Raw genomic sequence first — 24,388 nt, forward strand, 5'->3', positions numbered from 1 at the left:
CCGGCAGGCTCCGCCCCCCGCCACCGTCCCGCGCCTGCGTCAGGGACGCGAAACCTACCCCTGGGGAGCGGCGGTGCTGATTCCGCGCATGGAAGTGTCGCGTCCGGCGGGCACTGTTTCCCCTTGGGCCGGAGCGGCGATCACGCCGCCGCCCAGGCACACCTCGCCGTCGTACAGGACGGCAGACTGTCCGGGTGTCACCGCCCACTGGGGCTCGGCGAACGCGAGCGCGAAGCCGCCCTCGGCCCGCGGCACACACCGGCAGGGGGCGTCCTGCTGCCGGTAGCGGGTCTTGGCGGCATACGGCCCCGGCGCCGGCGGCTGGCCCGCGACCCAGCTCGCGTCGGCCGCATCCAGGCGCTGCGACAGCAGCCACGGATGGTCATGGCCCTGCACCACCCACAGCACGTTGCGTTCGACGTCCTTGCGCGCGACGAACCAGGGCGCGTGCTCGCCGCCGCCCCGGGCGGCACCCCGGGCCTTGACGCCGCCGATGCCCAGGCCCTGACGCTGGCCGAGCGTGTAGAAGCTCAGTCCCTGGTGTTCGCCCAGGGTGCGCCCGCGCTCGTCCTTGATCGGGCCGGGCGCCTTGCTCAGGTATTTGCCCAGGAACTCGCGGAACGGACGCTCGCCAATGAAGCAGATGCCGGTGGAGTCTTTCTTGCGGGCGTTGGGCAGCCCGATCTCGGCGGCCAGCCGGCGCACCTCGCTCTTGTGCATCTCGCCCACGGGAAACAGGGTGCGCGACAACTGCGCCTGGTTCAGCCGGTGCAGGAAGTAGCTCTGGTCCTTGGAGGGGTCGAGCCCCTTGAGCAGCTCGAAGGCGCCGCCGCGTTCGCGCACCCGGGCGTAGTGGCCGGTGGCGATCTTTTCGGCCCCGAGCCGCATCGCGTGGTCGAGGAAGGCCTTGAACTTGATCTCGGCATTGCACAGCACGTCGGGGTTGGGCGTGCGCCCGGCCTGGTATTCACGCAGGAATTCGGCGAAGACCCGGTCCTTGTAGTCGGCGGCGAAGTTGACGTGTTCGATCTCGATGCCGATCACGTCGGCGACGCTGGCCGCATCGACGAAGTCGGCGTTGGACGAGCAGTACTCGCTGTCGTCGTCGTCTTCCCAGTTCTTCATGAAGATGCCGACCACCTCGTGTCCCTGCGCTTTGAGCAGCCAGGCCGACACGGCCGAATCGACCCCGCCGCTCAGGCCCACCACCACGCGCTGTCTGCTCAATGCCATCGGCCGATTATCCCAGCCGGTCTGCGGCCTTCGCGGTGACGGAGGCATCGACGTGCAGCAGCGTCAGCGGATGGCTGACCCCTGCCAGGTGGTCTTCGACGCAGCGCAGCACCAGCGGGCTGCGGTGCCGCGCCACGCTGTCGCGCACCTCCTGGGCCGTGAGCCACACCGTGCGCACGATGCCCGCGTCCAGGGCGCGGCCGGGGTCGTGGCGGCCGAGGGCGCCGCGGAACGCGAAGCGCAGGTAGGTGACGTCCTCCCCTGCATCGCCGCGGCGCTCGCGCGCGAGGTAGATGCCGACCAGCGCGTGCGGCATGAACTCGTGGCCGGTTTCCTCGAGTGCCTCGCGGCTGCAGGCGGCCATCGGCGACTCGCCGGGCTCCAGGTGGCCTGCGGGGTTGTTGAGCTTCAGCCCCTGTGCGGTCTGTTCTTCCACCAGGAGGTAGCGGCCCTCGCGCTCGATGATGGCGGCCACCGTGGCATTGGGTTTCCACCGTTGCGTCATGCGGCGCGATTATCGGGGCGTCGCGGACGCGGTCGGGTGGGGCGGTGTCGCGAAGCCGCTGGGTCTCGCTTCAGGCGGCGTACTCCTGCGCACCCTGCACCCAGATGAAAGACTGGACATCGATCATGTCGCGCGCGCGCAGCCCGAGGCGCCGGTCGAGGTCGCGCCGGATGATGGCGCCGAACGTCATCAGACCCTCGTACACGCGCCAGGAAGGCGTCGGGTCGTAGGGCAGGTCGAAGCCGTAGGCGCGCGCCGCAGTGCGCGTGACCCGCGGCTTGAGGAACAGGTGGCGGTCGGGGCGGGCGATGAAGCCGAAGGCGGTCGCCACCGGCCAGGTCAGCACGCGGCCACGGGCGCGCGGCAGTTCCGACAGCGCCTGGACCCAGTCCTCGAAGCGCCGCTGCGGTGAGCCGCGGCCCCAGAGGAAGGCATAGAGCTCGTGCGCGAACAGGCGCGCCCCGGCGGGCGGGCGCAAGGCGTCGCGAAGCGCCATTTTCTCGAACGAAAAGAGCAGGTTGGTACGCGATTCGACCCGCAGCGCAGCATCGGCGATCTGCCGGTACTCGCCCCGTGCCAGCAGCTTGCGCAGGGTGTGCGGCCCCAGTTCGGCGTCCCACTCCAGGTGGGCACGTTCCTTGTGCGAGCGCTCGGCGATCAGGTAGGCCTCGTCGCCGAATCCGTCGGGGTAATAGAGCTCGAACTTGCGCCGGCAACGTGCCGCACCAAGGTAGCTCACGTTGTTGGCGCGCGCGCCGCCAGTGCTGGGGGAGAGGTATGCCGGTCGTGCCATCGGGGCAGTTTTTGGCGGCGGCCTTGCTCAGCAATGTCAGACGCGACCCCGGCTGCTTGTAGGAAGCCCGGCTTGAGCACGACGGCGCAGGCCGCGGCCGGGCAACGCGCGCCTTCATGTAAGCTCATGTTGCGACTGCAACAGCGCGGCCGCGGTGGCCACCCAGCCCCCTGCATTCCAGATCCGAGGAGGAAGGCTCATGCTCATTGGCGTACCCGCCGAAACCGCGGCGGGCGAAACCCGTGTCGCCGTCACGCCCGAGACGGCCAGGAAGCTGGTCGCACAGGGCCATGTCGTACGCGTCGCCTCGGGCGCCGGGCTGGCCGCCAGCGTGCCCGATGCGGCGTACCAGGCGGCCGGAGCCGAAGTGTCGGACCAGCTCGGCGCCCTGGGCTGCGAGCTGGTGCTGAAGGTGCGCCCGCCCCAGGAGCAGGAGCTGCCGGCGATGCGCCCGCAAGCAGCGGTGGTCGGCATGCTCAATCCTTTCGACGTGCCGGGCCTGCAGCGCCTGGCATCCGCCGGACTCACCGCGTTCGCGCTGGAGGCGGCGCCGCGGACCACCCGGGCGCAGAGCATGGACGTGCTGTCTTCCCAGGCCAACATCGCCGGCTACAAGGCCGTGATGATCGCGGCCAACGCCTACCAGCGCTTCTTTCCCATGCTCATGACGGCCGCCGGCACGGTGAAGGCGGCGCGGGTGGTGATCCTCGGGGTCGGCGTGGCCGGCCTGCAGGCGATCGCCACGGCCAAGCGCCTGGGCGCCGTGATCGAGGCATCCGACGTGCGGCCCAGTGTCAGGGAGCAGGTCGAGTCGCTCGGTGCCAAGTTCATCGACGTCCCCTATGAAACCGCCGAGGAAAAGGATGCGGCCGAAGGCGTGGGCGGCTATGCACGGCCCATGCCTGCGAGCTGGCTCGAGCGGCAGAAGGTCGCCGTCGCCAAGCGGATAGCGCAGGCCGACGTGGTGATCACCACCGCGCTGATCCCCGGCCGCACCGCGCCCGTGCTGGTGACCGAGGAGATGGTGGCGGCGATGAAGCCGGGCTCGGTCATCGTCGATCTGGCGGCGGCGCAGGGCGGCAACTGCCCGCTCACGGTGGCCGGCCAGACGGTGGTGCGCCACGGCGTCACGCTGGTCGGCGAGACCAACCTGCCCGCGCTGGTGGCCGCAGACGCCTCGGCGCTCTATGCGCGCAACGTGCTCGACTTCCTCAAGCTCGTCTTGAAGGACGGACAGTTGCACGTCGATCTGGAAGACGACATCGTCGCGGCCTGCCTGGTGGCGCACGCCGGCGAACTGCGGAGGAAGTAAGCCATGGAAGTCTCACACACCGTCGTCAACCTGATCATCTTCGTGCTGGCCATCTACGTCGGCTACCACGTCGTCTGGACCGTCACCCCGGCCCTGCACACGCCGCTGATGGCCGTGACCAACGCAATCTCCGCCATCGTGATCGTGGGCGCCATGCTGGCGGCTGCGCTCACCGAGGGCGGCTGGGCCAAGACCATGGGCGTGCTGGCGGTGGCGCTGGCCGCCGTCAACGTGTTCGGCGGGTTCCTGGTGACCCGGCGCATGCTGGAGATGTTCCGCAAGAAGGAGCGCAAGGCGCCCCCGACCGCCAAGGAGGGCGCGCAATGAGCATGAACGTGGTCACGCTGCTGTACCTGGCAGCTTCCGTGTGCTTCATCCAGGCGCTCAAGGGCCTCTCGCACCCCACCACCTCCATCCGGGGCAACCTGTTCGGCATGGCGGGCATGGCGATCGCCATCCTCACCACCGCGGCGCTGATCGTGGAGCTCTCCGCCGCTGCGGGTGCGGGCATGACCTGGGTGCTGGTGGCCCTGCTGGTCGGCGGCAGCGCCGGCGCCTTGATGGCCTACCGGGTCGAGATGACCAAGATGCCCGAGCTGGTGGCCTTCATGCACAGCATGATCGGCCTGGCGGCGGTGTTCATCGCGATCTCCGCGGTCACCGAGCCGCAGGCCTTCGGCATCGCCCGGGCGCCGGGCGAGATCCCGGCGGGCAACCGGCTCGAGCTGTTCCTGGGCGCGGCGATCGGCGCCATCACCTTCTCGGGATCGGTCATCGCCTTCGGCAAGCTCTCGGGGAAATACAAGTTCCGTCTGTTCCAGGGCGCGCCCGTCGTGTTCGGCGGCCAGCACCTGCTGAACCTCGCCCTGGGCCTGGCGACGCTGGGGCTGGGACTGCTGTACATGGCCAGCGAGAGCTGGACCGCCTTCTACCTGATGCTGGCGCTGTCCTTCGCGCTGGGCGTGCTGATCATCATCCCCATCGGCGGGGCCGACATGCCGGTGGTGGTCTCGATGCTCAACTCCTACTCGGGCTGGGCGGCCGCGGGTATCGGTTTTTCGCTGAACAACAGCATGCTGATCATCGCCGGCTCGCTGGTGGGCAGCTCGGGCGCGATCCTGAGCTACATCATGTGCAAGGCCATGAACCGCTCGTTCTTCAACGTGATCCTGGGCGGCTTCGGCGGCGACACCGCGGCCGCCGCCGGGGGCACGGCGGTCCAGCGGGCCGTCAAGAGCGGCAGCGCCGACGACGCCGCCTTCGTGCTCGGCAACGCCGAGACCGTGGTGATCGTGCCGGGGTATGGCCTCGCGGTGGCGCGGGCGCAGCATGCGGTCAAGGAGCTCGCCGAGCAGCTCACGCACAAGGGCATTACGGTGAAGTACGCCATCCACCCCGTGGCCGGCCGCATGCCGGGGCACATGAACGTGTTGCTGGCGGAGGCCGAGGTCCCCTACGACCAGGTCTTCGAGATGGAGGACATCAACGGCGAGTTCGGGCAGGTGGACGTCGCCATCGTGCTGGGCGCCAACGACGTGGTGAACCCGGCGGCGCTGCAAAAGGGCAGCGCGATCTACGGCATGCCGATCCTGGAAGCCTACAAGGCCAAGACGGTGATCGTGAACAAGCGCTCGATGGCCGCCGGCTACGCAGGCCTGGACAACGAACTCTTCTACATGGACAAGACCATGATGGTGTTCGGCGACGCCAAGAAGGTGGTCGAGGACATGGTCAAGGCCGTGCAATAGGACACGCGGCGCCCGCCAGTAAGGCGAGAATGGCGGGCGCAGGGCCCATGGACCGCCGCTCCTGGCCCGGCAGGATCATCACGAACAAGCACAAACAGACGAGACAAATGACCGACCGCCCCTGGCTCAGTGCCTATCCGCCCGGCGTTCCTGCCGACATCGATCCCAACCAGTACGCGTCGCTGGTCGAGCTGCTGGAGGAGAGCTTCCGCAAGAACGCAGATCGTCCGGCGTATTCCTTCATGGGCAAGGAAACGAGCTTCGGCGAAACCGATGCGCTGAGCCAGGCGCTGGCGGCGTGGCTGCAGGGCCTGGGCCTGCAGCAGGGCGACCGGGTGGCGATCATGATGCCCAACGTGCCGCAGTACCCGATCACGGTCGCGGCGATCCTGCGTGCCGGCTACGTGGTGGTGAACGTCAACCCGCTCTACACGCCGCGCGAGCTCGAGCACCAGCTCAAGGACTCGGGCGCCAAGGCCATCTTCATCATCGAGAACTTCGCGGCCACGCTGCAGCAGTGCATCGCCCGCACGCAGGTGCGGCACGTGGTGCTCACCGCCATGGGCGATCGCCTGGGCACGCTCAAGGGCGCGGTGGTCAACCTCGTGGTCCGTCGGGTCAAGAAGCTGGTGCCGCCCTTCGAGCTGGCGGGTGCGCTGCGCTTCAACGAGGTCCTGGCACGCGGGCGCAAGGCGGCTTTCAAGCGCCCGACCATCAAGGCAGACGACGTGGCGGTGCTTCAGTACACGGGCGGCACCACCGGCGTATCCAAGGGCGCCATGCTCCTGCACCGGAACCTGATCGCCAACGTGCTGCAGTCCGAAGCCTGGAACGCGCCGGTGATGCAGAAGGTGCCGCAAAGCGAACAGCCGACCGCCGTCTGCGCCTTGCCGCTCTACCATATCTTCGCGTTCACGGTCGGCATGATGCTGTCCATGCGCACCGGCGGGCGCCTGATCCTCATCCCCAACCCGCGCGACCTGCCCGCCACGCTGAAGGAGCTCTCGCGCCACACGTTCCACAGCTTCCCCGCAGTCAGCACGCTGTTCAACGGACTGGTCAATCACCCCGATTTCGGCAAGGTGGACTGGTCGCACCTGAAGGTCTCCGTGGGCGGCGGCATGGCCGTGCAGCGGGCGGTGGCGCAGCGCTGGCTGGAGAAGACGGGATGCCCCGTGTGCGAGGGCTACGGCCTGTCCGAGACCTCGCCCTCGGCCAGCTGCAACCCGGTGACCAGCACCGAGTTCACCGGCACCATCGGCGTGCCGCTGCCCTCCACCTGGATGCGCTGTGTCGATGACGCCGGCAACGAAGTTCCCGCGGGCGAGCCCGGGGAAATCGCGATCAAGGGGCCGCAGGTCATGCCGGGCTACTGGCAGCGGCCCGACGAGACGGCCAAGGTGCTTTCGTCCGACGGCTGGTTCAAGACCGGCGACATCGGTGTGATGGACGAGCGCGGCTTTTTCCGCGTGATCGATCGCAAGAAGGACATGATCGTCGTCTCCGGCTTCAACGTGTACCCCAACGAGGTCGAAGACGTCGTGGCGGCCATGCCGGGCGTGCTGGAGTGCGCCGTGGTGGGCGTGCCCGACGAAAAAACGGGCGAGGGCGTGAAGCTGGTCGTGGTGCGCAAGGACCCGGCGCTCACCGAGGAGCAGGTGCGTGCGTACTGCCGCGGCAACCTCACGGGCTACAAACGGCCGCAGGCGATCGAGTTCCGCGACGAGTTGCCCAAGACCAACGTGGGCAAGGTGCTGCGCCGCGAGCTGCGCGCGCAGGGATAGCGCGCGCACCCTGGCGGCACCAATCGACCGACGCACAGAGGAGGTCCGCGCGTGAAGCTCGCCATCGTGTCCGCCATGCACGAGGAGCTCTCGGCGGTGCTGGCCCTGATGCCGGACGAGCAGCGCAAGACCGTGGCGGGGCGCAGCTTCTGGTGCGGCCACCTGCACGGCCAGGAGGTGGTGGCGGTGCTCTCGCGCATCGGCAAGGTCGCGGCGGCAACCACCGCAACGGTGCTGGCCGAGCATTTCGAGGTGCGCCAGATCGTCTTCACCGGGGTCGCGGGCGGGCTAGCGCCGCAGGTCGCGCGGGGCGACGTGGTGGTGGCTCGGGCCTTCCTGCAGCACGACCTCGACGCCTCCCCGCTGTTCCCGCGCTACGAGGTGCCGCTCTACGGCACCGACCGCTTCGCCACCGATCCCGAGCTCACCGACCGGCTGGTCTGCGCGGCGCGCCGGGCGTTGCCCGACGCCGGGGTGCACGAGGGCCTGGTCGTCAGCGGCGACCGCTTCGTGCATACCGGGGCCGAATCGCTGGCGCTGCAGGCTGCCGTCCCCGATGCGCTGGCGGTCGAGATGGAGGGCGCCGCGATTGCACAGGTCTGCCACGACTACGGCATCTCCTATGCCGCGGTGCGCACCGTTTCCGACCGCGCCGACGATGCGGCGCACGGCGACTTCGTGAGCTTCATCGACCAGGTCGCCAGCCGCCACACGGCGGCGATCGTGCAGGCGCTGCTGGCGGGCTGACTGCGCTCGCAGCCTCGCGGCGCCATGCAGGAAAGGGCGTCGGAGCAGGTCAGGAAGCCGCCTGCACGCGACGAGGGTGACCAGCCCGGGGAGCAGGGCTAGTGGTCACCCACCCCAGTCAGCAGCAGTCGTTGCCTGTGCAGCACGCCCAACGCCGCAGGTTCAAAGGGCCGGGGCGGGGTAGGCGCGCCGGCGCGGCCCTGTACGGTACAGGCCGTGCGGTAGGGTGCCCAGCGCTCAGCGGCCGCGGTCGAATTCGCGCGTGAGGCCCAGCGTCCAGGAGGCGCTGCCAGGGCCCGCGATGCGGTGGGCCCGGCTCAGATCGACGGTCCAGCCGGGAGCAGGCTCCCAGCGCACGCCGCCCCGCACGAAATGGCTGTCTTCTGCCCGATAGCGTTCGAGCAGCGCGGTCCAGTGTCGGCGCAGCTTCCACGCGCCCGCCACGCCGGCACGCAGCTGGTCGGGGCCGCGGTGGACGAGGTCTCGTCCGATATTGGCGTGCAGGCTCAGCCGCTCGTCCACCGTCCACGACAGCAAGGCCGCAGCCGTGGTGCCCTGCAGGCGTGGCCGCGCGCCGGCCTGCCAGGTCGGGGCGAGCGACGCACCGATGGCCAGGCGCTCGCCCAGGTCGGCAGCCCATGTGATGCCCAGCCCCCATTCGGTCGTGGAGCCGTTCGCGTCCTCGCGTTCGTAGTCGCCGACGGCGCCGATCTCGATCGGGCCGACGCGGCACGCGCCGCCGGCATGCAGCAAGCGCACGCGCCCCGGCGAGCGGCTGGACCATCCGTCCAGCTTGCATGCGCCGGGGTCGAGCAGGAGCGCATCGGTCACTGCGAAGTGCCCGCCCGTCGCCTGCGCCTGGGCGCTGGCCGCGAGCAGGGCGCACAGCACGGCTGCGCGGCGGGCGCGCGGCAGGATCGTGGGCGCGGCAGCCTGTGCCATCGGCGCACTCGATGAGGCCGTTTCAGCCATTCCCGCTACTTCAACCAGCCACGCTTGCGGAAGTACCACATGGGTCCGACGGCGCTCGCGACCATCAGCGCCAGCGCGAAGGGATAGCCGGCCGCCCAGTCGAGCTCGGGCATGAAGCGGAAGTTCATGCCGTAGATGCTGGCGATCAGGGTGGGCGGCAGCAGGGCGACGCTGGCGACCGAGAAGATCTTGATGATCTTGTTCTGGTTGATGTTGATGAAGCCGACGGTGGCGTCCATCAGGAAGTTGATCTTGTCGAAGAGGAACGCGGTGTGGCTGTCCAGCGATTCGATGTCGCGCAGGATCTGGCGCGCATCGTCGAACTGGCCGGCCGAGAGCATGCGGCTGCGCATCATGAAGCTCACCGCGCGGCGCGTGTCCATCACATTGCGGCGGATGCGTCCGTTCAGGTCTTCCTGGCGCGCGATGCGCCCGAGGACCTCGCCCGCGCTCTCGTCGGTCACCTCGGAGGCCAGCACCTGCTTGCTGACCTGCTCGAGCTCGTCGTAGATGCGCTCGAGCGTGTCGGCGGAGTATTCGGCGTCGGTATCGAACAGGTTCAGCAGGACTTCCTTGGCGTCCTCTATGAGGCCGGGGGCGCGGCGCGCGCGCATGCGCACCAGGCGAAAGACGGGCAGGTCCTCGTCGTGGATGGAGAAGAGCACGCCCTTGCTCTTGTGGGCGTCATTCAACAGGTTGAGGATGAAGGCAACCCGCACGGTGCGGGGCTCGTCGTCGCCGGCGATCAGGAAGTCGCTGCGAATGTGCAAGTCGCCGTTGTCCTCTTCGTAGAACCGCGCGGACTCCTCGATGTCCTCGTCCATCGCATCCTGCGGAATCGACAAGCCGTAGTACTGCGATACCCAGCGCTTTTCGTCGGGCGTGGGCGCCTCCATATCGACCCAGATCGGCTGGAAGCGGGACAGCTCCTCCAACGACTCGATCTCCTCCTGGAACAGGCGTCCGTTGACGAGCGTGAAGATGTTGAGCATTGCTGCGTGCCTGGGAGGTCTCGGGCCCTGCTGGGCGGGCGGCGTGATTATGCCCGCGGGGTGTGCGCGGCTCAGGTGAAAAAGGCCAGCAACTCGTGCTTGCGCGCATAGGCGTCACGCTCGCCGAGGGCCACGAGCGTCTGCACGAATTCGGGCTCGAACAGCAGATAGCTCGCCAGGGGCGCGCCGTTGGCCAGGGCGCCCAGTCCGGCGAGCGCCCGCCGCAGCGGCGCGCCCAGGTGCGGCAGCTGCTTGAGCGCGAGCGCGTCCAGCGACTGCGACGGCTGCAGCGCCAGCACCTCCAGCGGACGGTACGGCAGCACGGCCGCCACCTCCCGCGGCAGCTGCTGCAGCGTCCGTGTGACGCGCTGGGCCTGCTCGACGTCGGCCTGCAGCGTGTCGTGAAACACGCTCGCCAGCGCATGGCCGGCGATGTCGCCGAAGCCGGGCTCGCGCGCGTTGGGGCCACCGACGACGGTGCGCTGGGGCTGGCCGACGCCGATCACCAGGATCTGGTGCGCGCCCAGGTGCATCGCGGGCGAAAGCGGCGAAATCTGGCGCATGGCGCCGTCACCGAAGTATTCGCGGCGCTCGTCGACCCACAGCGGCATTGCCGGGAAGAGAAAGGGAATGGCGCTGGAGGCCAGTAGGTGTTCGATGCCGATGTGCTGGAACGCGGCCCGCCGTCCGGGCCGGCTCCAGCCCGGGTGCGCGAGGTCGCGGGCGGTGTGGCAGAAAGTCCAGTGCACGCCGGTCGAATAGCTCGACGCGGTGACGGCCAGCGCCTGCACGGCGCCGCTGAGGAGCGCCTCGTCGATGCCGGCGAGCGAGATGCGCCGGTGCAAGGTGTCGATCAGCGGCATGCTGTCCAGCACCGCTCCCTGGCGTCGTGCCGTGGCCCACAGCTGCATTGCCGCGGTGATCCGCGACCAGCGGGCCCAGCGCGCGAGCTCGAGCCGGTAGACGTGGCGGCTATCCAGGCGGCTCCAGAAGCCGGCCAACCGGTCCAGTGCGTCCAGCCCGTGGGTGGCGGCGCTCGCCAGAAAGGCCGCATTGATCGCCCCGGCCGAGGTGCCCACGAGCACCTGGAAGGGAAACCGCATCGATGCACCCGGCTGCAGGCGCAGCAGTGCGGCCAGCGCGCGCAGCACCCCGACCTGATAGGCGGTGCGCGCGCCACCGCCCATGAGGACCAGGGCCCGCGTCTGATGCAGGGGCCGCACCAGGGCGGAGTTGATGGTCGTGTCCAGGGTCATGGCCGCGCGGCCATGGTAGAGCAGAACAGGGCCGCAGCCCAGCCGTTCAGTCCGAGGTGGAGGTGCCGGCCGGGGCCTCGAAGGAGGGGTGAACCTCGCACTTGAGCACCGAGGACAGGTAGCGCAGGCTCGTCTCCTTGGCCTCCTCGCTTTCGGCCGCGGTGCAGTCGGACGGCACCCAGCAGCGGAACTCGCGCAGGAAGGCATCGGCCGCCGTCATCTGCACGCACATGTCGGTGGCCAGCCCGCAGATCACCAACTCGTGCGCGCCCATCTCGGCCAGCAGAAGCTCCAGGGGCGAGCCGTAGAAGGCAGAGTGGCGGGGCTTGAGGATGGTGATGTCGTCTGGCGAGGGCGCCAGCGCCCGGGTGAGCTCGCCGCAGGCGCCCGGGCGACTGCCGCAGATCTCGATCAGCCGCCGGAAGTCCGATCGCCAGAACCCGTAGTTGTCGTTGGCATAGATGGTGGCCACGCCCTCGGCCGCCAGCCGCTGCTTCAGCCGGGCCGTGGCCTTTGCCGCGGCCAGGGCCGCCGGCGCCAGCTGGTCGGCGCCGGGAAAGTCGAGCGGGTTGATGAAATCGACCAGCAGCAGCACGCGAGGGCTGTGTGGCGCCTGGTCGGTGTGCCGGCGGTTGCCGCGTACTTTCGATGGCATGGCGCATGCTGCCCCAGTGGCGCCGCATGCGCAGGCCGGCAGACCGCAACTTCGGTAGCAGGAGGGTTCCTACACACCTGGGCCGACCCGTCCGACAGATCAGCTGAGCCGCCCTCCCTACAGTGGCCCGGTAGTCACCAGGAGGTCGTCCCCATGATCGAGCGAGCGAACGATCCGAACGCCAGCCGCGCCGCCTGGCGCGTCGAAAGCCAGTCCGTGAAGACCACGGCCGCCGGCCTCCAGCGCGGGCGCGCCGGCCACGCCTGGCCCTTCCTGAGCCGCCATGTCGAGCGGCCGCGGGGGGTCGATACCGGCAAGAACCCTCGCAACGAAAGCGGCAGCTGACCGAAGCTGGTGCCCCCGGAGTTCCATGATGTCTCTCGAAACCCTCAAACCCACGCCCCGCCCCATCGACGTTCCGCGCGACAAGCCGCAGGTCGATCGGATCGAGCATGCCAACCTCGATCGCCCCGGTGCCGTGCTGCACCCCCGCGCGGCAGGCGGCTGGAGCGCCGCACTGGCCCGATCCACGGGCTGGGAACGGGTGCGCCGGCAGGGCGACGGCTGGCGCTGAGCCGCTGCGGCCCCGTGCCCGACCCACGTCGGTCGATTTCTTTCCTCCCCCTTAGACCCCGGCACTGCCGGGGTTTTTCATGCCCGCCAGTGCCGCCCGCGTGCGTCAGATCACGTTGGCGCGCCAATCCCGGCAAGGTTGGCGCAATGCATTTGATCTTCCGTCCCGGTTTGCGCATAGTGATCCCAGCCCTTGTGATCCTCGGGTGCCCCGGCTGCGCCGGTGCGCACCTGCCTTTGCACCACCGTGCCATCACCACAGGAGATCTCCCCATGAATTTGACGATCAGCGGCCACCACCTGGAAGTCACGCAGGCGCTTCGCAATTACGTGAATGCCAAGCTGGAACGCATCACTCGTCATTTCGACCAGATCGAGGACATCAGGGTTCGCCTGATCATCGAGAACGAAACGGAGAAGGACCGGCGCCAACGGGCCGAGTGCCTCATCCACGTCAAGGGGGGCGATCTCTTCGCCGAGAGCGCGCACGAAGATCTGTACGCTGCGCTGGACCAGCTCGCCGACAAGCTCGACCGCCTTGTCGTGCGCCACAAGTCGCGGGTCCAGGACCACCACCACGCATCGCCCAAGCGCCTGGTTGCGGTCTGAGCCCGGCCGCGGCGCCCGAGAGCGCCGCGCCGTTGCCGTGCAGGAACAGGGGCTCGCGCGCCCCGCGTGCCGGACCGGGGCGGGTGCATAATCCACTCCCCAATGAACCGCCTCGCGTCCATCCTGCCCGTCGCTCAAGTGCTCGTGAGCGTCGATGCCACCAGCAAGAAGAGGGCCTTCGAGGAAGCCGGGCTGCTGTTCGAGAACCTGCACGGCCTTTCGCGCGCGCTCATCACCGACAGCCTGTTCGCGCGCGAACGGCTGGGGTCTACGGGGCTGGGCCACGGCGTTGCCATTCCCCACGGCCGCATCAAGGGCCTCAAGGCCCCGATGGCGGCGCTGTTCCAGCTGGCCCAGCCGATCGGCTTCGACGCGCCCGACGAACAGCCGGTGGGCCTGCTGATCTTCCTGCTGGTTCCCGAAGCGGCCACGCAGAAGCATCTCGAGATCCTCTCCGAAATTGCCGAGCTGCTCAGCGATGCGCCTCTGCGCGAGCGCATCAAGTCCAGCCACAGCGCCGAGGAACTCCACGCGCTGATCGCCAACTGGCAGTCGGCCCAGTCCGCCTGAACCCGCCCCCGTGAAGCCGACGGTCGTCAGCGCCGATGTCCTCTTCGAGGACCACCGCGGGCAGCTGAAGTGGGAGTGGGTGGCAGGGCTCGGCGCTTCCGAACGGCGCTTCGACGAAGTCGCCGTGCGCGCCGCCCGCTCCGGTGCCGACCTGGTCGGCTATCTCAACTACATCCATCCCTATCGCGTCCAGATCCTCGGTGAGCGCGAGATCGCCTATCTCACCAACGCCACCCAGGAAGACTGTGCACGCCGCATCGCGCGCATCGTGACGCTCGAGCCGCCGGTGCTGGTGCTGGCCGACGGGCAGGTCGCTCCGGACGCCCTCATCGCCATGTGCGAGCGCGCCCAGATTCCGATGTTCGCCACGGCCGACTCCTCGGCTTTCGTGATCGATGTGCTGCGTGCCTACCTGTCCAAGCACTTCGCCGAGCGCACTTCGATGCACGGCGTGTTCATGGACATCCTGGGCCTGGGCGTTCTCATCACCGGCGAGTCGGGCCTCGGCAAGAGCGAACTCGGTCTGGAACTGATCTCGCGCGGCAACGGGCTCGTGGCGGACGACGCGGTCGATCTCTATCGCATCAACCAGACCACGATCGAGGGGCGCTGTCCCGAGCTGCTGCAGAACCTGCTCGAGGTGCGCGGCATCGGTCTGCTGGACATCCGCGCGATCTTCGGAGAGACCGCGGTGCGCCGCAAGATGCGGCTCAAGCTGATCGTGCACCTGGTGCGGCGTGAAACCCTCGAGCGCGAGTACGAGCGCCTGCCGTACGAGCCGCTCACGCAGGACGTGCTCGGTGTGCCGATCCGCAAGGCGGTGATCCAGGTGGTCGCCGGCCGCAACATCGCCGTGCTCGTGGAAGCGGCGGTGCGCAACACCATCTTGCAATTGCGGGGCGTCGATACCTACCAGGAATTCGTCGAGCGCCACCGCCGCGCAATGGAGCGCGAAGGCTAACGGCTTCCGGGCGCCGGTGGGCCGGCGCCGCGCACCCTCACGGCCGGCGCGGGCGATGCGGGCAGTCGTCCTTGAGGCAATGCGCGTACAGGCTCAGCGCGTGGTCGGCGATCTTGAATCCCTTGGCCGCTGCCACGGCGTGCTGGCGCTGCTCGATCTCGGAGTCGTAGAACTCCTCGACCCGGCCGCAGTCCAGGCAGACCATGTGGTCGTGGTGCTGGCCTTCGTTCAGCTCGTACACGGCCTTGCCGCTTTCGAAGTGGCTGCGCGAGAGGATGCCCGCCTGTTCGAACTGCGTGAGAACGCGGTAGACCGTCGCCAGGCCGATGTCGGACCGCTCGTCGAGCAGCACCCGGAACACGTCTTCGGCCGTCATGTGGCGCTGCGAACCCTTCTGGAACACGTCCAGGATCTTCAGCCGGGGCAGCGTGGCCTTGAGCCCCGTGCTCTTGAGTTCGTCGATGTTCGCCATGTTGCGCGCGCCTGGGCCGGAGAAGACCGGCCGCTACAATCTTTCCATCATATACGCCACCGCTCGATCGATGCCCGCCCTCTCCCTACGCCTCGGCCGGCTCGCCGTGGGACTCGCGGCCTGCGCCGCTGCCGCCGGGTGCGGCAGCTTCGACAGTGCCAGTGCCCGGATCGCGTCGGCCGTGACGCCCTACCGTGCGCCGGTCGTGCAAGGCAATTTCGTCTCGCGCGAGCAGGTCGAGGCGCTGCGTCCCGGCGTGAGCCGCCAGCAGGTGCGCGAGCTCCTGGGCACCCCCTTGGTTGCGAGCGTGTTCCACGAAAACCGCTGGGACTACGTGTTCACGCTGCGGCGCACGGGTGCCGAGCCCCAGTCGTACCGGCTCACCCTATTTTTCAAGGACAACGTGCTCGAGCGCATGGAGGGCGACCAGTTGCCCACCGAAGCGCAGTTCCTCGAGCAGATCGACACCCGCCGCCGCGGCGCACGCATCCCCGTGCTGGAAGCCACCGAAGAACAGCTGCGGCGTTTCGGGTCGCCGGCGCCGCGCGCGGATGCGCCGGTCCCCGCAGTCCCCGAGCAGCCGCCGGTGCGCGCCGACTATCCGCCGCTCGAGCCCGTCCAGCGCTGACCGCATGTCCGTTGTCTCCGCTCCTTCCGCCGCGCGCCACCGCATCGCCGTCGCCGGCGCCTCGGGCCGCATGGGCCACATGCTGATCGAGGCGCTGCGCGCGTCCGACGACTGCGTGCTGGCCGGCGCGCTCGACCTTCCCAGCAGCCCCACCATCGGCAACGATGCCTCGGCATTTCTCGGGCACGCCAGCGGCGTGCCCGTCACCGCCGAGCTTCGCGTCGGCCTGGCCGACGCCGCCGTGCTGATCGACTTCACCCGGCCCGAAGGCACGCTGGCGCACCTCGAGGTATGCCGGGAACTCGGCGTGAAAGCGGTGGTCGGCACCACCGGCTTCAGCGATGCGCAGAAGGCGCGCATCGCCGAGATCGCACAGGACATCGCCATCGTGATGGCGCCGAACATGAGCGTCGGCGTCAACGTTACCCTGCGCCTGCTCGAGATGGCAGCGCGGGCGCTCTCCACCGGCTACGACATCGAGATCATCGAGGCGCACCACCGGCACAAGGTCGATGCGCCTTCGGGCACGGCGCTCAAGATGGGCGAAGTCATCGCCGAGGCGCTCGGGCGCGACCTGCGCAGCTGCGCCGTGTACGCCCGCGAAGGCGTGACCGGCGAACGTGATCCCTCTTCGATCGGTTTTTCCACCATTCGCGGCGGCGACATCGTCGGCGACCACACGGTGCTGTTCGCCGGCACCGGCGAGCGCATCGAGATCACCCACCGCTCGGCCAGCCGCGCCACGTATGCCCAGGGCAGCCTGCGCGCGGTGCGTTTCCTCGCCTCCCGCGAACGGGGCCTGTTCGACATGTTCGACGTGCTGGGGCTGCGCTAGTGGTGGTGTGGCAGCTCCTGCGCCAGGGTGACGCGGTGACGCAGTCGCTGGCCGTGCTGCTGCTGCTGATGTCGGTGTGCAGCTGGGTCGTGATCCTCTGGAAGTCGTGGCTGCTGCAGCGCGCCTCGCGCGACGTGGCGCGCGGTACCGCCGCGTTCTGGCAGGCGCCCTCGCTCGACGAGGCCCGCAGGCGGCTTCCGGCGTTTGACCGCGAAGCGCTGGTGACGGCGCTGGTCGATGCTACGCAGGCGCCGCCGGCGGGCGTGCTGGCGGCCGCCGGGGACCGTACCCAGCAGCTCACCCGGCTGCTGCGCGACGCGCTGCACCGGGCGCTGCACAAGCTGCAGTTCGGCCAGGTGGCGCTGGCCACCGTGGGCGCCACGGCGCCCTTCGTCGGCCTGCTCGGCACCGTCTGGGGAATCTATCTCGCGCTGACCGGCATTGCCGCGGCCGGACAGATCACCATCGACCAGGTGGCGGGCCCCGTGGGCGAGGCCCTGGTCATGACCGCCGCCGGCCTGGCGGTGGCTATTCCCGCGGTGCTCGGCTACAACATCTTCGGCCGCGTCATCGCCCGCATCGAAGCCGAGCTCGAAGGCTTCGCTTTCGACCTGCGCGAGCTGCTCGCCGCGTCCGCGGCTCCGGCAACCCCGGCGCAGGGAGCGCAGGACGGTGTCCGCAGTCCCGGGCTGGCCGGCGTGGGCGGCCCCGCGTGAGCTTCGGCAGGCTCGAGCGCGCGCAGGGAGCCAAGCCCTTCAGCGACATCAACGTCACGCCGCTGGTCGATGTGATGCTGGTGCTGGTGGTGATCTTCATTCTTACGGCGCCTCTGCTGGCCAGCTCGATCCGCCTGGACCTCCCCTCGAGCGAAGCCGCCCGGCCCGCCGAAGCGGCAGCCTCGGTGGCCGTCGCGCTCGACGCGCAGGGCGGGCTCTTTATCGACGGCCAGCCGGTGGACCTCCCGCAGCTCGCCACGCGCCTGTCCGAGGCGGCCGCAGCGCGCCCCGACACCGAAGTGCAGCTGCGGGCAGACCGCAGCGTCCCCTATGGCCGGGTGGTGGAGATCATGGGCGCTGCCCAGCAGGCGGGGCTCAACCGCATCGGCTTCGTTGCCGAGGCGCCAGCGCGCTAGCACACGCGGGCTGCGGGCCGGGGCGCAAGCGGGGGCACCCCTACAATTTGCGCACCATGCAAGACAAGTACAACCACCTCGAGGTCGAGCAGGCCGCCCAGGCGCACTGGACCGCCCGCGATGCCTACCGGGTCGTCGAGGATGCGACGCGCAAGAAGTTCTACGCGTGCTCCATGCTGCCCTACCCGAGCGGCAAGCTGCACATGGGGCACGTGCGCAACTACACCATCAACGACATGCTCACGCGCTACCTGCGCATGAACGGCTACAACGTGCTGATGCCGATGGGGTGGGATGCTTTCGGCCTTCCGGCCGAAAACGCCGCACTGAAGAACGGCGTGCCGCCGGCGAAGTGGACCTACGACAACATCGCTTACATGAAGAAGCAGATGCAGTCGATGGGCCTGGCCATCGACTGGTCGCGCGAGGTCGCCACCTGCGACCCCAGCTACTACAAGTGGAACCAGTGGCTGTTCCTCAAGATGCTCGAAAAGGGCATCGCCTACCGCAAGACCCAGGTCGTCAACTGGGACCCGGTCGATCAGACCGTGCTGGCCAACGAACAGGTGATCGACGGCAAGGGCTGGCGCACCGGCGCCGTGGTCGAAAAGCGCGAGATCCCGGGCTACTACCTCAAGATCACCGACTACGCCCAGGAGCTGCTGCAGCACGTGCAGGAGAAGCTCCCGGGCTGGCCGGAGCGGGTCAAGCTGATGCAGGAGAACTGGATCGGCCGCAGCGAGGGCGTGCGCTTTGCCTTCACGCACGACATCCGCGGCGACGACGGCGCGCTGATCGGCGGCGGCCGCATGTACGTCTTCACCACGCGAGCCGACACCATCATGGGTGTCACCTTCTGCGCGGTAGCTCCCGAGCATCCGCTCGCGACCCACGCCGCGCGCGGCAACGAGCGGCTGGCCGCCTTCATCGACGAATGCAAGCGCGGCGGCACCACCGAAGCCGAACTCGCCCTCAGAGACAAGGAAGGCATGCCCACCGGCCTGCAGGTGATCCACCCGATCACGCAGGAGCCGGTCGACGTCTGGGTCGGAAACTACGTGCTCATGGGCTATGGTGACGGCGCCGTGATGGGCGTGCCCGGACACGACGAGCGCGACTTCGCCTTCGCGCGCAAGTACGGCATTCCGATCGTGCAGGTGGTGCAGGTGGATGGCGAGGCGTACGACTACCAGCAGTGGCACGACTGGTACGCCGACAAGGAGCGCGGCGTCACCTGCAACTCGTTCGACTTCAGCGGCTTCGGATACCGCGAGGCGGTCGCTGCGGTGGCGCATGCGCTCGAGCGCAAGGGGCTGGGCGAGACGAAGACCACCTGGCGCCTGCGCGACTGGGGCATCAGCCGCCAGCGCTACTGGGGCACCCCCATCCCCATCATCCACTGCGAGGAACACGGCGCGGTGCCCGTGCCCGAGCAGGACCTTCCGGTGGTGCTGCCGCAGGACTGCGTGCCCGACGGCAGCGGCAACCCCTTGAACCGGCGCGAGGACTTCCTGCGCTGCACCTGCCCGGTCTGCGGCCGGGACGCACGGCGCGAGACCGACACCATGGACACGTTCGTGGACAGCTCCTGGTATTTCATGCGCTACTGCGACCCGCGCAACGACCAGGCCATGGTGGGCGAGGGCACCCGCTACTGGATGCCGATGGACCAGTACATCGGCGGCATCGAGCACGCCATCCTGCACCTGCTGTATGCACGCTTCTGGACCAAGGTGATGCGCGACCTCGGACTGGTCTCGATCGACGAGCCGTTCACCCGCCTGCTCACGCAGGGCATGGTGCTCAACGAGGCCTTCTCGCGCACCGCGACCGGCAAGCAGTACTTCTGGGCGCACGAGCTGGACATCGTGCGCGACGAGCACAACAAGGTGGTTTCTGCGACCGCCAGGATCGACGGGAAGCCGGTGGACTATGAGGGCTGGACCACCATGTCCAAGTCCAAGAACAACGGCGTCGATCCCCAGGAGCTGATCGAGAAATACGGCGCCGACACCGCGCGCCTCTACACGATGTTCACCGCGCCGCCCGAAGCGACGCTCGAATGGAACGACGCCGCGCTGGAGGGCAGCTATCGCTTCCTGCGCCGCGTCTGGCAGTTCGGCCAGCGCCTGGGCCCCGGCGCCGCCGTGATTGCCGCACCGCAGTCGAGCTACGGCAAGCAGGTCAAGGCGCTGCGCCACGAGATCCACACGGTGCTGCGGCAGGTCGATTACGACTACGTTCGCATGCAATACAACACCGTGGTGTCCGGCGCGATGAAGATGCTCAACGCGCTGGAAGACTTCAAGAGCGCCGACGAGCCGGGCGCCGCTTCGGCGCTGGCCGAGGGTTTCGGCATCCTGCTGCGGGTGCTCTATCCGGTCACGCCGCACATCGCCCACGCGCTCTGGCAGCAGCTCGGCTTCGCGGCCGGCCGCGGCGACCTGATCGATGCGCCGTGGCCGCGCATCGACGAGGCCGCGCTGGTGCAGGACGAGATGGAACTGGTGCTGCAGGTCAACGGCAAGCTGCGCGGGGCCATCAGCGTCGCCGCCGGCGCGTCCCGCGAAGAGGTCGAGCTTGCTGCCCTGCGCAGCGAGGCCTTCCTCAAGTTCGCCGGTGATGCGGTGCCGAAGAAGGTGATCGTGGTGCCCGGGCGTCTGGTGAACGTGGTGCTCTGATGGCCGATCGCCGCAAGGTGCTGCGGGCTGCCGCGCTCGTGCCGCTCGGGCTGGTCGCCGGCTGTGGGTTCCAGCTGCGCAAGGCGCCGGATTTCGCCTTTGCCTCGATCTACATCGCGGCGCCGACCGGTTCGCCGCTGGCCAATGAGCTGCGGCGCAACTTTGCGTCCATCGACACCGTCCGCCTGCTGGCGCCCGAGCAGCCGCCCGCGTCGGCCGACGTGGTGCTCGAGCTCGGCGCCGAGCAGCGCCAGAAGGTGGTGGTGGGCCTCACCGCCAGCGGGCAGGTGCGCGAATTCCAGCTGCGCAGCGCGGTCACCTTCAGCCTGCGCACACCTGCGGGGCGCCAGCTGATCGCCCCCACGACGCTGGAGCAGCAGCGCGACGTGAGCTTCAACGAGTCCGCCGTGCTCGCCAAGGAAGCCGAGGACAACCTCTTGTACCGCGACATGCAGTCCGACCTGGTGCAGCAACTGATTCGCCGCGTCGCGGCCGTGAAGGCGGCCTGATGCAGCTCGCGTTGGCGCAGCTCGAGGCGCACCTGAACAAGACACTGCGGCCGCTCTACACCCTGCACGGCGACGAGCCGCTGCTGGTGCAGGAGGCGGCCGACACGATCCGCGCCGCGGCGCGCCGCCAGGGCTACGCCGAGCGCAGCGTGCACACCGTCGCCGGCGCCCATTTCGACTGGAGTGCGGTTCTCGCCGCTGCAGGCTCGCTGAGCCTGTTCGCCGAGCGCCAGATCGTGGAAGTGCGCATCCCGTCCGGCAAGCCCGGCAAGGAGGGCGGCGCGGCCTTGCAGGAGCTCGCGGCGCAGGCCCAGGGCAGCGACAGCACGCTCACGCTCGTGCTGCTGCCGCGCCTGGACCGTGCCACCCGCTCCGGTGCGTGGTTCGGCGCACTCGACAGCTACGGCGTGACCATCCAGGTCGATCCGGTCGAGCGCGCGGCACTGCCGCAGTGGATCGCGCAGCGGCTCGCGCGGCAGGGGCAGCGGGTGCCGTCGGGGGAGGGCGGACAACGCACCCTGCAGTTCTTCGCCGACCGGGTCGAGGGCAACCTGCTGGCCGCCCACCAGGAGATCCAGAAGCTCGCGCTGCTGCACCCCGCGGGCGAGCTGAGCTTCGAGCAGGTCGAGGCTGCGGTGCTGAACGTGGCGCGCTACGACGTGTTCAAGTTGTCGGAGGCGGTGCTGGGTGGCCAGGCGCAGCGCGTGCAGCGCATGCTGGACGGCCTGCAGGCCGAAGGCGAAGCGGCCGTGCTGGTGCATTTCACCCTGTCCGAGGACATCCGCGCGCTCAAGCGGGTGAAGGACGCGATGGCCGAAGGACGTCCCTTGCCGCTGGCCCTGCGCGAGCAGCGTGTCTGGGGGCTCAAGGAGCGGCTGTTCGAGCGGGTGTTGCCGCGCCTGTCGCCCCTCGCACTCGACGGACTGCTGCAGGCGGCGCACACGGTCGATGGCATCGTCAAGGGCCTGAAGGCGCCGGGCTGGCCGGGCGACGGGTGGCAGGCGCTGCACCGGCTCGCGATGCAGCTGTGCCTGGCCTGCGCCGTGCCGTCGGCCCCTGCGCCGCGTGCCAGAATCGCGCCATGAACGCCGTCAACCTTGCCGAGACCATGCAGGCGCTGGGCGCCCAGGCGCGCCAGGCCGCCGCCCGGATGGCGCGCTCGCCCGCGGCGCGGCGCAACCAGGCCTTGAGGCGGCTGGCAGTGCTGCTGCGCGAGAGCGGCAGCGCGCTCGCCCTCGACAACGCCCGGGACCTCGAGCGTGCCACGGCCGCGGGGCTGTCCGCGCCGATGATCGATCGGCTACGGCTTACGCCGCAGGTCCTCGACACCGTGGCGCAAGGCTGCGAGCAACTCGCCGCCATGCCGGACATCATCGGCGAGATCGTCGGCATGAAGCAGCAGCCCAGCGGCATCCGCGTCGGGCAGATGCGCGTGCCGATCGGCGTGTTCGGCATGGTGTTCGAGAGCCGCCCCAACGTCACCATCGAGGCCGCCAGCCTGTCCATCAAGAGCGGCAACGCCTGCATCCTGCGTGGGGGCTCCGAAGCCATCGAATCGAACAAGGCCCTGGCCCGCCTGGTAGCCCAGGCGCTCGAGCATGCCGGCCTGCCCGCCGACGCCGTGCAGCTGGTGCAGACCACCGACCGCGAGGCCGTGGGCCACCTGATCGCCATGCCGCAATTCGTGGACGTGATCATCCCGCGCGGTGGCAAGGGCCTGATCGAGCGCATCAGCCGCGACGCCAAGGTGCCCGTGATCAAGCACCTGGACGGCAACTGCCACACCTATGTCGATGACCCCTGCGACCTCGACATGGCGCTGCGCGTCACCGACAACGCCAAGACCCAGAAATACAGCCCCTGCAATGCGAGCGAGGGCCTGCTGGTGGCGCGCGGTGTCGCGGCGCAGTTCCTGCCGCGCCTGGGCGCCGTCTTCGCGGCCAAGGGCGTCGAGATGCGCTGCGACGCCGAAGCCGGCGCGCTGCTGCGCACGGTGGCCGGTGCGCGGGTGGTCGATGCCACCGAACAGGACTGGTTCGAGGAGTACCTCGCGCCCATCATCAGCATCAAGGTGGTGTCCGGGCTGGATGAAGCCATCGAGCACGTCAACCACTACGGCAGCCATCACACCGACGCCATCCTCACGCGCGACCACGTGCATGCGCAACGTTTCCTGCGCGAGGTCGATTCCGCCAGCGTGATGGTCAACGCCAGCACGCGCTTCGCCGACGGATTCGAGTACGGCCTGGGCGCCGAGATCGGCATCAGCACCGACAAATTCCATGCGCGCGGCCCGGTGGGTATCGAGGGGCTCACATCGCTCAAGTGGATCGTGCTGGGGGACGGCGAGGTCCGCGGCTGATGCGCGACTACTGGCCTTCCTGCGGCTGGCGCCTGCTCGACCGCAATGACCAGGGGCATCTGCTGGTCACCGACGATTTCCTGCGCCACCTGCTAGGGCGTCCCGAACTGGCGCCGGTAGCCGAGTCCTGCGCAGCCGAGCTCGCTCTGCACGCGTCGCTGTGCGAGCAGCCGCGCCGCGCGGTCACCGAACCGGAACTCGCGAAGCTGGCCGATGCCGACGCTCGCGAGAACTACGCCGTCTGGCTGCGCTTTCGCGAGCGCCTGCTGCAGCGCCCCACCCTGGAGGCGAGCTACCTTCAGATCTTCCGTGGCGCGGTCGATGTGCCGCCTCTGCTGGTGCACCAGCTCACGCAGGTGCTGCTGCGCGAGGCGCTGGGAGATGCCGCGCCGGCCCTGCAGGTGCGGGCGGCCGAGATGCTGTTTCGCACCCAGAAGATCGCCGTGCAGGAGGACGGCCAGGTGATGGCCGCGGATGACGAGGCCGTGGAGAGGCTCGCGGTGGCGACTTCCTTCGGCACGCTCGGCGAGCTGCTGCGCCAGGGTGGCGCCAGCCTGCGCTCGACCGAAATGGACGTGCTGCACGCCGACAACGCCGAGGCGTACTGGCCGCGCAGCGAAGCGCACGACATGGTGCTCGCGCTGCACCACGGCCAGCCCGGGCTGGAGGCCTTGTGCCGGGTGCTCGAGCGCTGGATCGCCCACATGGTCGGTGTCGGCGTGCGCATCCAGGTCGAGCGCGAGATCGACGAGGCCGCCTGGGTCTGGCATGTCGGCCTGGACGCCCAGGCCAGCGCGGTGCTCAACGCCGCCTACCAGGGCCAGGAGGTGGAGCCCGGCGGCATGGAGCGCATGCTCTGCCTGTTCAGCCTGCGCTTCGACGAACCCTCGGTCATGCGCGCGGAAATTGCCGGCCAGCCGGTGTACCTCGCCATGGGCATGGACGAGGGCAAGCGGCTGCGCCTGAAGCCGCAGAACCTGCTGCTCAACCTGCCCCTGGCCCAGCCCTCCTGAGCGGAGGGCGCTCCTACAATCGTCGTCCGTCAGCGCAGGAAGGCAA

At 69.2% G+C, this 24,388-nt stretch carries 27 protein-coding genes; 19 read left to right on the plus strand and 8 right to left on the minus strand.

From position 1 onward, the window contains the following. Positions 1–54 precede the first annotated feature (54 nt). From mnmA to WG922_RS16400, 3 genes are all read right to left on the minus strand, one after another. The gene (mnmA, locus tag WG922_RS16390) at positions 55–1,233 is read right to left on the minus strand and encodes a tRNA 2-thiouridine(34) synthase MnmA (RefSeq protein WP_340283835.1); all 1,179 of its coding nucleotides are present in this window, start codon (positions 1,231–1,233) and stop codon (positions 55–57) included. Between the two features lie 7 nt (positions 1,234–1,240). Continuing rightward, positions 1,241–1,738 (minus strand): NUDIX hydrolase, encoded by a 498-nt coding sequence (locus tag WG922_RS16395; RefSeq protein WP_340283836.1) that lies wholly within the window; start codon positions 1,736–1,738, stop codon positions 1,241–1,243. Between the two features lie 70 nt (positions 1,739–1,808). Further along, on the minus strand, positions 1,809–2,531 hold the full coding sequence (locus tag WG922_RS16400) for a hypothetical protein (RefSeq protein ID WP_340283838.1): 723 nt from the start codon (positions 2,529–2,531) through the stop codon (positions 1,809–1,811). Positions 2,532–2,730: 199 nt separating this feature from the next. Here WG922_RS16400 and WG922_RS16405 point away from each other — a divergent pair, with 199 nt between their 5' ends. From WG922_RS16405 to WG922_RS16425, 5 genes are all read left to right on the plus strand, one after another. Continuing rightward, positions 2,731–3,843: a Re/Si-specific NAD(P)(+) transhydrogenase subunit alpha gene (locus tag WG922_RS16405; RefSeq protein WP_340283839.1), complete on the plus strand. Its 1,113-nt coding sequence runs from the start codon at positions 2,731–2,733 to the stop codon at positions 3,841–3,843. A gap of 3 nt (positions 3,844–3,846) precedes the next feature. Then, positions 3,847–4,170: an NAD(P) transhydrogenase subunit alpha gene (locus tag WG922_RS16410; protein ID WP_340283840.1), complete on the plus strand. Its 324-nt coding sequence runs from the start codon at positions 3,847–3,849 to the stop codon at positions 4,168–4,170. Further along, on the plus strand, positions 4,167–5,591 hold the full coding sequence (locus tag WG922_RS16415) for an NAD(P)(+) transhydrogenase (Re/Si-specific) subunit beta (RefSeq protein WP_340283841.1): 1,425 nt from the start codon (positions 4,167–4,169) through the stop codon (positions 5,589–5,591). The genes WG922_RS16410 and WG922_RS16415 overlap by 4 nt, the downstream gene beginning before the upstream one ends. Positions 5,592–5,698: 107 nt before the next feature. Next, positions 5,699–7,375, plus strand: coding sequence for a long-chain-fatty-acid--CoA ligase (locus WG922_RS16420; protein WP_340283842.1), 1,677 nt, complete (start codon positions 5,699–5,701; stop codon positions 7,373–7,375). 75 nt (positions 7,376–7,450) lie between these two features. Next, positions 7,451–8,122: a 5'-methylthioadenosine/adenosylhomocysteine nucleosidase gene (locus WG922_RS16425; protein ID WP_445322846.1), complete on the plus strand. Its 672-nt coding sequence runs from the start codon at positions 7,451–7,453 to the stop codon at positions 8,120–8,122. A 237-nt stretch (positions 8,123–8,359) separates the two neighbouring features. Here WG922_RS16425 and WG922_RS16430 read toward each other — a convergent pair whose 3' ends face one another. From WG922_RS16430 to WG922_RS16445, 4 genes are all read right to left on the minus strand, one after another. After that, positions 8,360–9,064, minus strand: a complete 705-nt coding sequence (locus WG922_RS16430; RefSeq protein WP_340283844.1) for a hypothetical protein — start codon at positions 9,062–9,064, stop codon at positions 8,360–8,362. A gap of 35 nt (positions 9,065–9,099) precedes the next feature. Then, entirely contained in the window at positions 9,100–10,086 is a 987-nt protein-coding gene (corA, locus tag WG922_RS16435; protein WP_340283845.1) for a magnesium/cobalt transporter CorA, read from the minus strand. Between the two features lie 71 nt (positions 10,087–10,157). Continuing rightward, positions 10,158–11,342: a patatin-like phospholipase family protein gene (locus tag WG922_RS16440; RefSeq protein WP_340283846.1), complete on the minus strand. Its 1,185-nt coding sequence runs from the start codon at positions 11,340–11,342 to the stop codon at positions 10,158–10,160. A gap of 46 nt (positions 11,343–11,388) precedes the next feature. Next, positions 11,389–11,997 (minus strand): cysteine hydrolase family protein, encoded by a 609-nt coding sequence (locus tag WG922_RS16445; protein WP_340283847.1) that lies wholly within the window; start codon positions 11,995–11,997, stop codon positions 11,389–11,391. Positions 11,998–12,150: 153 nt separating this feature from the next. On the opposite strand from WG922_RS16445, the gene WG922_RS16450 reads away from it, so the two are divergent. The 5 genes from WG922_RS16450 to hprK all read left to right on the plus strand — a co-directional run bounded on the left by WG922_RS16450 (position 12,151) and on the right by hprK (position 14,710). After that, positions 12,151–12,342, plus strand: coding sequence for a hypothetical protein (locus WG922_RS16450; RefSeq protein WP_340283848.1), 192 nt, complete (start codon positions 12,151–12,153; stop codon positions 12,340–12,342). 28 nt (positions 12,343–12,370) lie between these two features. After that, the gene (locus WG922_RS16455; RefSeq protein WP_340283849.1) at positions 12,371–12,571 is read left to right on the plus strand and encodes a hypothetical protein; all 201 of its coding nucleotides are present in this window, start codon (positions 12,371–12,373) and stop codon (positions 12,569–12,571) included. A 272-nt stretch (positions 12,572–12,843) separates the two neighbouring features. Further along, positions 12,844–13,179 carry a ribosome hibernation-promoting factor, HPF/YfiA family gene (hpf, locus tag WG922_RS16460; RefSeq protein WP_340283850.1) on the plus strand — a complete coding sequence of 112 codons (336 nt, stop codon included), beginning with the start codon at positions 12,844–12,846 and terminating at the stop codon, positions 13,177–13,179. Between the two features lie 102 nt (positions 13,180–13,281). Beyond that, on the plus strand, positions 13,282–13,749 hold the full coding sequence (locus tag WG922_RS16465; protein ID WP_340283851.1) for a PTS sugar transporter subunit IIA: 468 nt from the start codon (positions 13,282–13,284) through the stop codon (positions 13,747–13,749). A gap of 10 nt (positions 13,750–13,759) precedes the next feature. Beyond that, positions 13,760–14,710, plus strand: a complete 951-nt coding sequence (hprK, locus tag WG922_RS16470) for an HPr(Ser) kinase/phosphatase (RefSeq protein ID WP_340283852.1) — start codon at positions 13,760–13,762, stop codon at positions 14,708–14,710. Between the two features lie 37 nt (positions 14,711–14,747). Here hprK and fur read toward each other — a convergent pair whose 3' ends face one another. Further along, positions 14,748–15,182 (minus strand): ferric iron uptake transcriptional regulator, encoded by a 435-nt coding sequence (gene fur / locus WG922_RS16475; protein WP_340283853.1) that lies wholly within the window; start codon positions 15,180–15,182, stop codon positions 14,748–14,750. 70 nt (positions 15,183–15,252) lie between these two features. On the opposite strand from fur, the gene WG922_RS16480 reads away from it, so the two are divergent. From WG922_RS16480 to WG922_RS16520, 9 genes are read left to right on the plus strand one after another with little or no spacing between them, the layout of a single operon-like run. After that, positions 15,253–15,810, plus strand: coding sequence for an outer membrane protein assembly factor BamE (locus WG922_RS16480; RefSeq protein WP_340283854.1), 558 nt, complete (start codon positions 15,253–15,255; stop codon positions 15,808–15,810). 4 nt (positions 15,811–15,814) lie between these two features. Next, positions 15,815–16,645 carry a 4-hydroxy-tetrahydrodipicolinate reductase gene (dapB, locus tag WG922_RS16485; protein ID WP_340283855.1) on the plus strand — a complete coding sequence of 277 codons (831 nt, stop codon included), beginning with the start codon at positions 15,815–15,817 and terminating at the stop codon, positions 16,643–16,645. Then, complete coding sequence (locus WG922_RS16490; RefSeq protein ID WP_340283856.1) at positions 16,645–17,361, plus strand: MotA/TolQ/ExbB proton channel family protein; 717 nt, start codon at positions 16,645–16,647, stop codon at positions 17,359–17,361. The genes dapB and WG922_RS16490 overlap by 1 nt, the downstream gene beginning before the upstream one ends. Beyond that, positions 17,358–17,777 (plus strand): ExbD/TolR family protein, encoded by a 420-nt coding sequence (locus WG922_RS16495; RefSeq protein WP_340283857.1) that lies wholly within the window; start codon positions 17,358–17,360, stop codon positions 17,775–17,777. Before WG922_RS16490 ends, WG922_RS16495 begins: the two co-directional genes overlap by 4 nt. 56 nt (positions 17,778–17,833) lie before the next feature. Beyond that, positions 17,834–20,458, plus strand: coding sequence for a leucine--tRNA ligase (gene leuS / locus WG922_RS16500; protein ID WP_340283858.1), 2,625 nt, complete (start codon positions 17,834–17,836; stop codon positions 20,456–20,458). Next, positions 20,458–20,967 carry an LPS-assembly lipoprotein LptE gene (locus tag WG922_RS16505; protein ID WP_340283859.1) on the plus strand — a complete coding sequence of 170 codons (510 nt, stop codon included), beginning with the start codon at positions 20,458–20,460 and terminating at the stop codon, positions 20,965–20,967. Before leuS ends, WG922_RS16505 begins: the two co-directional genes overlap by 1 nt. Beyond that, positions 20,967–22,052 (plus strand): DNA polymerase III subunit delta, encoded by a 1,086-nt coding sequence (holA, locus tag WG922_RS16510; protein ID WP_340283860.1) that lies wholly within the window; start codon positions 20,967–20,969, stop codon positions 22,050–22,052. The genes WG922_RS16505 and holA overlap by 1 nt, the downstream gene beginning before the upstream one ends. Then, entirely contained in the window at positions 22,049–23,329 is a 1,281-nt protein-coding gene (locus tag WG922_RS16515) for a glutamate-5-semialdehyde dehydrogenase (protein ID WP_340283861.1), read from the plus strand. Before holA ends, WG922_RS16515 begins: the two co-directional genes overlap by 4 nt. After that, entirely contained in the window at positions 23,329–24,342 is a 1,014-nt protein-coding gene (locus WG922_RS16520; RefSeq protein WP_340283862.1) for a DUF6352 family protein, read from the plus strand. The genes WG922_RS16515 and WG922_RS16520 overlap by 1 nt, the downstream gene beginning before the upstream one ends. Positions 24,343–24,388: the final 46 nt, after the last annotated feature.

It is taken from the genome of Ramlibacter sp. AN1015 (genome assembly GCF_037726105.1).
GTDB lineage: Bacteria > Pseudomonadota > Gammaproteobacteria > Burkholderiales > Burkholderiaceae_C > Ramlibacter.